Consider the following 8,946-nt stretch of genomic DNA (forward strand, 5'->3'; position numbering starts at 1 on the left):
CGTTCATTCGGCCGGACGGCGCGGCAGCAGGAGCGCCGGGACGAGCGCCAGCGCCAGCAGGCCGATCGCGAACAGGTAGGTGTGCTGGAACGTCTCCGCGAGCGGTCCGGCGAGCTCCTTCGTCCCCAGCCTGTGGACGGCCTGGAGCGCGCCGCCCTCGCCGTCCGGCACCAGGTCGCTCATCAGCGCGGACAGGACGACCGACGTCACCGCCATCCCGACCGCCCCCGACATCGTGTTGATCAGGTTGACGGTCGCGCTCGCCGCCGGGGCCCGGTCGTGCGGCAGGCCGCGGGTCGCCGCGGTCATCGCCGGCATGATCGTCGCGCCGCCGCCCGCGCCCATGAGCAGCATCGTCGCGCATAGGCCCCAGTACGAGGAGTCCGCGCCGAGCTGCACGGTGAACAGCCCGAAGCCGGTGAGGGCGGTCGCGATCGACACCGGGACGAGCCGTCCGGGCGGCACCCGGTCGATGATCCGGCCCGCGACCTGCATCGCCGTCCCCGAGCCGAGCGCGAACGGGATGCCGAGGACCCCGGCCATCGTCGCGCTCTCGCCCCGGACGACCTGCAGGTACAGAGGCAGGAGCAGCATCGTCCCGAAGTAGCCGAACGCGAACAGCGTCAGCGTGCCGGTGGCGGCGGCGAACGTCCGGTCCCGGAACTGGCGCAGGTCGATCAGCGGGTTCCGCGCGGTCAGCGCCCGGACGGCGAACGCGGCGACCAGCAGAACCCCCGCGACCAGCGGCACCAGCACGCCCGCCGAGCCGAAGCCGCCGTGGTCGCCGCCGGTCGTCACGCCGTAGAGCACGGCGGCGATTCCCGGCGAGAGCATGAGCAGCCCGGGAACGTCCAGCGGCGTCCGCTCCGCCGGGGCGTCGCGCGGGAACAGCCGGGCGGCCAGCGCGACCACCACCACCGCGACGGGCAGGTTGACGAAGAACATCCACCGCCACGACACCTCGTCGATCAGCCAGCCGCCGAGGACGGGCCCGGCCAGCGGCCCGACGAGGATCGCCAGGCCGAGCGTGCTCATCAGCCGTCCGAGCTGCTCCGGTGCCGCGACGCGCAGCATGATCGTCATCCCGACGGGCATCACCAGCCCGCCGCTGAACCCCTGCACGACCCGGAACACGATCAGCGACTCGATGCTCCACGCCAGCCCGGCGAGCACCGACCCGGCCGCGAACGCCGCGATCGCGCCGAGGTACAGGCGGCGGGCGCCGAACCGTCCGACGGCCCAGGCGCTGGACGGGATCATCGCGCCGAGCGCCAGCGAGTAGCCGGTCGCCACCCACTGGATGGTGCCGAGCGGCGCCTGGAAGTCCTGCGCGAGCCGGTTGATGGCGATGTTCACGACGGTCATGTCCAGCGTGATCATGATCGAGCCGAGGACCAGCACGAGCACGATCGCCATCGGCCGGGCCCTGACCCGCGGCGCGGCCTCCGCCAGTGCGGTCATCTCAGGCCCCGTACGGGCGGGCGGCGCGCGCGTCGCGCAGCGCGTGCCCCCACCAGGCGAGCTGGTCGAGCATCCCCTTGGCGGCGGCGGTGGCGCCCTCGGCGTCGATCGGCCGGCCGTCGGTCTCGAACCAGTTCCACGGGCTGTGGAAGCTCACCGTGTCCCGGATCGTGACCGCGTGCAGCTCGGCGAAGACGCCCCGCAGGTGCTCCACGGACCGCAGCCCGCCCGACAACCCCCCGTACGACACGAACGCGACCGGCTTGGCCCGCCACTCGTAGAAGTGGGTGTCGATCAGGTTCTTCAGCGTGCCGGGATAGCTGTGGTTGTACTCGCAGGTCACGACGGTGTAGGCGTCGGCCTGCGCCAGCTTCGCGGTGACGCCCGCGAACCTCTCGGACGTCCGCGCGCCGAGCGCGGCCGGCGGCGGCTCGTCCGCCACGTCGACCACGTCGACGATCAGGTCGTCGCGCTGCCGGGCCTCCTCGGCGAACCACTCCGCCACGGTCGGGCCGAACCGCCCCTCCCGCGTGCTGCCGATGATGATCGCGACGCGAAGCGGTGTCTCGGTCATGGGGTCGCTCCTCACATAGCTCGATGACGTGCTCGAAGCTACGAAGGGCGAGGAGGACCGCTCATCTGTCAGATGACTGGGGTGCCCTACCTGTCCATGTCGACGGTGACCTCCTCGACGACCCAGTCACGGTCGGTCGCGGCGATGTGCTCCCGGCGGAGGCACGACCGGGCCAGCACACGAAGGACCTGTTCGGGGTCGCACCCGTAGAGGCCCGCACCCCAGGCGGCGTTGGCTTCCACAACCGCCCAGCCCCGACCGTGGATGCGCCCAACATCGAGGACGGTCCCCGGAGGCACAGGCACGTCTTCGAGCACGCGGGCGGCGTACTCCTTGGCCTCTTGGACGTCTTGCTCTGGGGCATGCCACTGGCCGTCCTCGTTAAGGGCGAGTTCACCGTCCAGCAGGTAGGGGGACATGGTGACGACCTGGCCTTCCAGGACGTGGCAGCGGAATTCCACGTCCCAACGGACGGGCTCGCTGACGAACACCGGAGTTTCGTCGGGCAGGACGTCCTGGCCAGGAAGCTCATCGACCGAGCGGTGCACCCTGCCTTCGAACGCCTTACGCCCATCCGCAGGCTTCACAAACGCAGGCTCAGAAAGGCGTTGCCGCACGTCACCCAACGTCGACACCTCGATACTCCTGCGCCGATGCCGCTCGGGAAGCCCCGGCAACCAACCGGACGGCACATCGAGAAGGGTGACACCAACCTGCGAGGCGATGACCTCCACGAACGTAGGCTCCCCGTAAAGGACCACGTCCTGCCCTCGCATATGCGCCGGTGCCCGCCAGCCACCCAGCCGCTCGGTCTTCCACCCGAGCCGTCCGGCCGCGGCACGCAGCACCTTCGAGTCGGACGTGTAGCGCGGCGAAAGCACGAGAAGCGGCATCGGCCAAGACTAAAAGGCGGGCAAGCCGTTCACCGCATGAAATTCCGCCCACACGGCGGAGCCGTTCAACGCGGGATGCGAGCCCCAGCTCTTGGAGAGGGCGTCGACGAGAAGCAGGCCGCGACCGTCCTCCGCGCAGAGATCGGTGCACACGCGGGGCTGCTCCCGGGCGCCGCCCTGGTCGAGGACGGTCACGCGCAGGATGTCGTCGCGGGCGCTCACCACGACGGTGATCTGACCGCCTGTGCCGGACGCGGTGTGCTCGACAGCGTTGGCCACCAGCTCGTCCACGCAGAGCACGATGTCGGCCATGGCCTCGTCGTCCACCTGCGGCGCGATCCCCCGCACGAAGGCCCGAGCCGCCCGCGCGGACCTGGCCACCCCGGGCATCGTGATCGTCCCGAGCAACCGCAGCTCTCCCGCCTCCCGCTCACACCACGTCATTGCCTCACTCCCTCCGGTAACCGACGCCGCCAGCATGAAACGCCAGGTGAACCCCCACAACCGCCTTGCCGGAGACAGGGAGACGAGCACTCCGGGATTCCGGGAGAGCGGGATTTCCCTCTTTCTCTGAGTCGAGTGACAGATCGTTGCTACAACATCACACTCGGTGTCATGGCGAGACGACCCCCGACCGTTCGCCGACGGCGACTCGGTGTGCAGCTACGCAAGATCCGCGAGCAACGCGGCCTGACCCTCGAAGAGGCGGCGTCGCGCGTGATGATGTCCAAGAGCGCCCTGAGCAGGATAGAGAATGCCCAGGTCGTGGCCCGTCCCCACGAGGTCAACTACATCCTTATGTCCTACGGCTACGAGGAGGGCGACGACCTGAGATCTGCCCTCGTAGGCCTCGCCCCCGGCGGCCGCTCCCGCGACTGGATCAGACGCCACAAGCTCCCTGGCAAGGGGCCGAACTACGGTGAGTACGTCTTGCTCGAACAAGACTCTTCCGAGCTTTTCGCCTACCACGCGGACCTGGTCCCTGGGCTTCTCCAGACCCCTGAGTACGCACATGCCGTCATGTCGTCCGTCCCCAGCAGCGGGCTGAGCAATATCGAGGAGGGGGTCGCCTACCGCATGGCACGCAAGGAGGCGCTCACCCGGTCCGATCCGCTCTCGATCAGGGCCGTGGTCGGTGAGGCCGCGGTCTGTCAATGGATGGGCGGACGGGAGGTCATGATCGCCCAGCTCCGATACCTTCTCGAACTCATCGAGAGGCCGAACATCGAACTCCGGATCCTGCCGTTCACTGCCACCAAGCACCCCGGTGTTGACGGATCGTTCGCCATCCTTCACGTTGAGGCGGGGGACTTCCCCGTCGTGGTTGTCGACGCACTCCGCCGTCGCATTTTCATCGACGACGATGAAGGCGTGGCGGCATACCGGAGGGTGCAGGACGAGTTGTGCTGCCTCTCCCTCGGCAAGGCCGAGACCGGTGAACGGCTTGAACGAGCTCTCCGCGATCTCTGCACCGACGCGAGCGAAAGGATCAACGAATGATTCATTGGCGGAAGAGCAGCTACAGCGCCAGCCAGTCCGAGACCTGCGTCGAGTGCGCGTGTCTGGCGTCTGGGCAAAGCAGCATGGTCGGGGTTCGCGACTCGACCGACCCAGACGGGCCGCGCCTCATCCTCAGTCCGGACGCGTGGGGTGCGCTGCTCGCCCGGCTTAAGGATGAGACATTCGGGCGACGCCGCGTCTCGTTCTAAGGCATGTACCGTCCGAGTGGACGCTTCAGGCGTACCGAGGCCGAGCGGCAGGATCAACTGCTCTCGTGGAACCGGGATGACGTGGCATTCTTCGCCGCTGGAGCTTGCCACATCCTCGCGTATGCGTTCATGAGCACCTATCCGGACGCCGGGTTCCAGCCCTTCGGGCTCTGGCCGCGCGAGGCGACGGACCCCAGCCACGTCTACGTCACGGATGGCACCTGGGCCTTCGATCACGACGGATGGACCATGCAGTCCGAACTCCTGCGGGTCACCCGCGCCGACGCACCGCTGAGCGACTTCCAGCCGCGTCCGATCCCCATGGATCTCGACACGTTCTGCGCACGCCACCACCACCGCCCCCGACACCTCTTCGCTGACGACCCATGGGAGCGGGCCCTGCGATACATCGCCCAGTTCCCCGCCCGCCAACGCAGTGCCGACAACACCCTGAGATGATCTTGGCCGAGTGGTCTTCACCGATCCGGCGCAGCAACTCCTTTACACTGCGCGCGTCTGCCACCGTGGCTCAGCCTTCGTCGCCGTCGTGCCCGGCGCACCGTTACCCGCGCCCTGCCGTGCCACGGCCGGCCGGGGCCCACCCACTCACCGGCCGTCGCGCCCGAGCCACCCGGCACACCACCACGGATACGAGCACGATCAGCCCAACGGCCTGCTGTACCTTGACGCCAGGAAGATCGCCGCATCCGCGGCGGCGGCCGGCGTCCCCACGGACGCAGGCACTCCCTCCCGGCCTGGGCCGAACTGCACCCGAGACCTGGGCCGCGCCCCATGCTGATTTCGAAGGCGCAGATGCGCTGCTCACCCAGCGAAGACGGAAGCGAACGCCGCGTCTCTTTGGATGCCATCTCATTTGTTTGATCTAGGTGGCCTGCGGTCGCGGAGTTGGTCGAACGGCTGGTGCCCGAGATGTTGTGGGAGCCGCTTCAGCGGGTGGTGCCGCCTGCTCCGACGCGGCCGCAGGGTGGTGGCCGGCGCCGGTACGGGGGTCGTGAGGTGCTGGTGGCGATCATCTTCGTGGCCACCACCGGTTGCACGTGGCGGCAGTTGCCGCCGGTGTTCGGGCCGTCGGGTCCTACCGCGCACCGCCGCTTCGCCGAGTGGAATGCCGCGCGGGTGTGGGCCACGTTGCAGCCGGGCAGCCAAAGGCGGGCCAATGGGATGACGTCTTACTGCCGGGTGGGGAGGGTGATGTGCCACTGGCCTGATGGGGTGATCCAGATCAGGAGGCCCGGCCAGGGCTGGGTGAGGGCCCAGCCGGGGGACTGTTTTGTCCGGTGATGTCGTCTGCAGAGTGGGGCGAGGTTGCACTGGCAGGTGAGTCCCTGGCCCCAGGGGAGGGTGTGGTCGAGGTCGCAGCGGTTCGACCGTCGGTTGCAGGTCGGGAAGACGCAGGTTGCGTGGCGGGCCTCGATGAGGCGCCGCATGGCCGCCGGTGGGCGGTAGCCGCTGTGGCCGTGCCGGTCGGGCGTCAGGCCGGTGGCGCGGCACCAGCTCTCGCGAAGGCCGCGTAGCTGGTCATGCATGTCCTGGACGGCCCGGTTGATCAGGAAGGGCAGGGCGTTGGTCCGTCCCGTGGCGCGGGCGTGTGTGAGGATCTTGCTGAACCGCTCATCGGCCATCGTGGCGAGGGTCTCGACGATCGTCGCGTCTGGAAGGGTGACCGCTGCGGGAGCGATGGCCGTAGCTCGCGGCGGCTCGACCTGCCGGGCGTCGGACGCACGCGTGGCCTCGGGGAACGACGTTCCCTTCAGGAGTTCCTTGGCGAGGTCGGCGCGGATGGCGTGGAGAGGGCGCACATCGCCGTCCGCCTTCAGGCCCCGCGCGACGGCGACGATCTTGTTGAAGATGGCGTGGGCCTCGGTCGTCTCCAGACCGGTGAGAGTCAGGTCGGTGGTGCCTTCGAGGGTGTCCCAGAGGTGCAGGTCGCGGCGGCGGACGGCCTCGCGCTTACGCTCTTCGAGGCGTTCAGGGGCGAACTTCTGCACGATGCGCCGTATGCGGCGGCGAAGCTGGCCGGTGGTCTGGTCGGGTGCCGTGTCGAGGACGGCGGTCTCGACCTGCTCGGGGAGGCCGTCGAGAAGCCCGTCGGTGAGGTCGCTGATGACGCGGGTCTTCGGTAGGTCGATCCGGCCGGTCTCCAGGGCCTGGCGCGTGGCCGGCAGGTCGTTGGCGAGCCGGTCGGCGAGGTGGACCAGGGTGGCGGCCGCGTCGCCGGTCACCGCGAGCGCGGCGGCGACTTCTTCGACGACCGATTCGTGGGCGGACAGGATCCGGTAGTCGGGGCCGCCCTCGGCCTCGTCGGCGAGACGGCGGCGGGACAACTCCGCGATGGCGGCGAGTTCGCGAGCCTGCGCCCACGAGGTCTGACGCCGCGCGGCGGCGGCCACTTCCATGAGTTCGGTGTCGGTGAGCCCGTCCAATCCGCCGGAAAGGCAGATGGCCAACTGCGGGCCTGGCGGAAACCATCCGCGCCCTTCCCACTCACCCATTTCGGTGCGCACGTCTTCGGCGACCGTCAGTGCCGTCATCGTTGGATCACCCCCTCTCTCCCTCGATCAAATTCATTTTACCATCTCTGTGGCTCTCTGAAGTCATTGTGTGACCCTAAGTAGGGACTTTCTCGCTCCTTCTCTTGATCGTCAAAGCTGAGGCGGTCTTTTGTCGGAATAGCGTGGTTGAGGCAGGTGGACGGCTGGGTGGACCCCGCCTTCGGCGCGTCGTCGCCGACAGCAGTGGGCGCCGACCAGCGGCGCGCACCGACGGCGGTGCGCGGCCGTAAGGCCGCGCGAGACAGGGGTGTCACAAACCGCAGATAAAACCAAAACCTAACCCGACTACCCCGACCAACGTGACAGCGATCGGCGACGGCAGGAACGGGCGTGCAGACCTGTAGGAGCGGGCACAGCCGTGCACCCATATCAGCCAGGCTTCTCGGTAAATCACCCACCCGCAGAAGCAACAACGCTCAGAGTGGCGCAGACCTAAGCCCGGAACTCGTCGACCAACATCAAGGCGCGATCATCTGAAACGTAAGCGACGACCTCAAGCGTCGCGCGAGGTCCTCCAACCGGTGACGGTTAAGAGCGTGTCTCACGTGGCTCCGGTGGATGTTGCGGCATTATCAGGGATCGTGTCGTCGGATCTTGCGCTCCGGTTGGTGCCGGATGAGTTGCGGGCGATCGTCGAGCCGTTGATCCCGGAGTTCACGCCGCGTCGGCAGGGTGGCGGGACGGCGCCGGTGGAGGATCGGGCGGTGTTCACCGCGATCGTGTACGTGCTGACCAGTGGGTGCGCGTGGCGGCACCTGCCGGGCGAGTTCGGGGTGAGTGTGCCGACCGCGCATCGGCGGTTCACCGCCTGGACCAGGGCGGGGCTGTGGCCGCGGCTGCACCATGCCGTGCTGGACGAGCTCGGGGCACGCGGGCAGGTGGACTGGGCGTCAGCGATCGTGGACGCTGCCGCCGTCCGCGCCAAAAGGGGGGGCACGCTGACGGGTCCCAATCCGGTCGATCGCGGCAAAAAGGGCAGCAAACTCCATGTCCTGTCCGATGCCGCCGGGCTGCCGCTGGTGGTCGCGGTCTCGGCGGCCAACGTCCACGACAGCCAGGCGTTCAAGCCCTTGTTGATGGCGTTACCGGCGATCCGATCGCGGCGCGGACCGCGCCGCTGGCGACCGGTGAAAGTCCGCGCCGACAAGGCATACAACTCCGCCGAGCACCTGGCCTGGCTGCGCCGGCGCGGGATCGTGCCGCGCATCGCCCGGGTCGGCGTGGAGTCCAGCGAGCGTCTGGGACGCCACCGTTGGAAGGTCGAACGCACGCTGTGCCTGACTGTTCGGCTACCGGCGCCTGACCGTCCGCTACGAACGCCACGGCCACCTGTTCAACGCCTTCCTCGTCCTCGCAGCGGCCATCACCTGCTACAAGAAACTCGCCAAACTCCCCACATGAGACACGCTCTAAGACGTCATCTCATTTGGCGAGTCGGCGGTGACAGATGAGGGTGGCGGCGATACCGACGAAGGCCAGGAAGTGCTCGGGCTTGCGTTCGTAGCGGCGGTGCAGGCGGCGGCAGCCGCTCAGCCAGGACACCGTCCGTTCCACCACCCAGCGGTGCCGCCCCAGCCGGTCGGAGGACTCGATGCCGCGGCGCGCGATGCGCGGCGTGATGCCCCGCCTGCGTAGCCAGCGCCGCAGGTCGGCGTAGTCGTAGCCCTTGTCGCCGTGCAGCTTGGCGGGACGGCGCCGACGCGGCCCGCGCCGGGAGCGGATCGGCGCGATGCCCC

Annotated in this window: 10 protein-coding genes and 1 pseudogene; 5 read left to right on the forward strand and 6 right to left on the reverse strand. The window is 68.8% G+C overall.

The annotated features are described in order from the left end of the window. Positions 1 to 3: 3 nt before the first annotated feature. The 4 genes from BM339_RS43180 to BM339_RS43195 all read right to left on the reverse strand — a co-directional run bounded on the left by BM339_RS43180 (position 4) and on the right by BM339_RS43195 (position 3,372). Positions 4 to 1,461, reverse strand: a complete 1,458-nt coding sequence (locus tag BM339_RS43180) for a DHA2 family efflux MFS transporter permease subunit (RefSeq protein ID WP_075024589.1) — start codon at positions 1,459 to 1,461, stop codon at positions 4 to 6. A 1-nt stretch (position 1,462) separates the two neighbouring features. Then, positions 1,463 to 2,035 (reverse strand): NADPH-dependent FMN reductase, encoded by a 573-nt coding sequence (locus BM339_RS43185; protein WP_021594331.1) that lies wholly within the window; start codon positions 2,033 to 2,035, stop codon positions 1,463 to 1,465. Positions 2,036 to 2,121: 86 nt separating this feature from the next. Continuing rightward, a complete protein-coding gene (locus BM339_RS43190; RefSeq protein ID WP_075024590.1) occupies positions 2,122 to 2,928 on the reverse strand; it encodes an ATP-grasp domain-containing protein in 807 nt (268 codons plus the stop codon). Between the two features lie 9 nt (positions 2,929 to 2,937). Then, positions 2,938 to 3,372 (reverse strand): ATP-binding protein, encoded by a 435-nt coding sequence (locus BM339_RS43195; RefSeq protein WP_218163911.1) that lies wholly within the window; start codon positions 3,370 to 3,372, stop codon positions 2,938 to 2,940. Between the two features lie 213 nt (positions 3,373 to 3,585). Here BM339_RS43195 and BM339_RS43200 point away from each other — a divergent pair, with 213 nt between their 5' ends. From BM339_RS43200 to BM339_RS43215, 4 genes and pseudogenes are all read left to right on the forward strand, one after another. Further along, positions 3,586 to 4,428: a helix-turn-helix domain-containing protein gene (locus BM339_RS43200; protein WP_075024591.1), complete on the forward strand. Its 843-nt coding sequence runs from the start codon at positions 3,586 to 3,588 to the stop codon at positions 4,426 to 4,428. Beyond that, positions 4,425 to 4,637, forward strand: a complete 213-nt coding sequence (locus BM339_RS43205; RefSeq protein ID WP_075024592.1) for a DUF397 domain-containing protein — start codon at positions 4,425 to 4,427, stop codon at positions 4,635 to 4,637. The genes BM339_RS43200 and BM339_RS43205 overlap by 4 nt, the downstream gene beginning before the upstream one ends. Before the next feature lie 3 nt (positions 4,638 to 4,640). Beyond that, positions 4,641 to 5,096, forward strand: coding sequence for a hypothetical protein (locus BM339_RS43210; RefSeq protein ID WP_075024593.1), 456 nt, complete (start codon positions 4,641 to 4,643; stop codon positions 5,094 to 5,096). 471 nt (positions 5,097 to 5,567) lie between these two features. Then, positions 5,568 to 5,804 (forward strand): annotated as a pseudogene (locus BM339_RS43215) (transposase); the annotation flags it as partial. 23 nt (positions 5,805 to 5,827) lie between these two features. Here the strand turns inward: BM339_RS43215 and BM339_RS43220 are convergent. After that, positions 5,828 to 7,189, reverse strand: coding sequence for an HNH endonuclease signature motif containing protein (locus tag BM339_RS43220; protein ID WP_075024594.1), 1,362 nt, complete (start codon positions 7,187 to 7,189; stop codon positions 5,828 to 5,830). Positions 7,190 to 7,791: 602 nt separating this feature from the next. Between BM339_RS43220 and BM339_RS49315 the strand changes: the two genes are divergently transcribed. Next, positions 7,792 to 8,611, forward strand: a protein-coding gene (locus BM339_RS49315) for an IS5 family transposase (protein WP_420883416.1) whose coding sequence is annotated in 2 segments (ribosomal slippage) — positions 7,792 to 8,490 and positions 8,492 to 8,611 — 819 coding nt in all. Because the reading frame shifts where the segments join, the coding sequence is not laid out codon by codon here. Positions 8,612 to 8,632: 21 nt separating this feature from the next. On the opposite strand, the gene BM339_RS43235 is transcribed toward BM339_RS49315, so the two are convergent. Continuing rightward, a partial coding sequence (locus tag BM339_RS43235; RefSeq protein ID WP_075024595.1) for a transposase occupies positions 8,633 to 8,946 on the reverse strand: 314 nt, incomplete at its 5' end.

The organism is Actinomadura madurae (genome assembly GCF_900115095.1).
GTDB lineage: Bacteria > Actinomycetota > Actinomycetes > Streptosporangiales > Streptosporangiaceae > Spirillospora > Spirillospora madurae.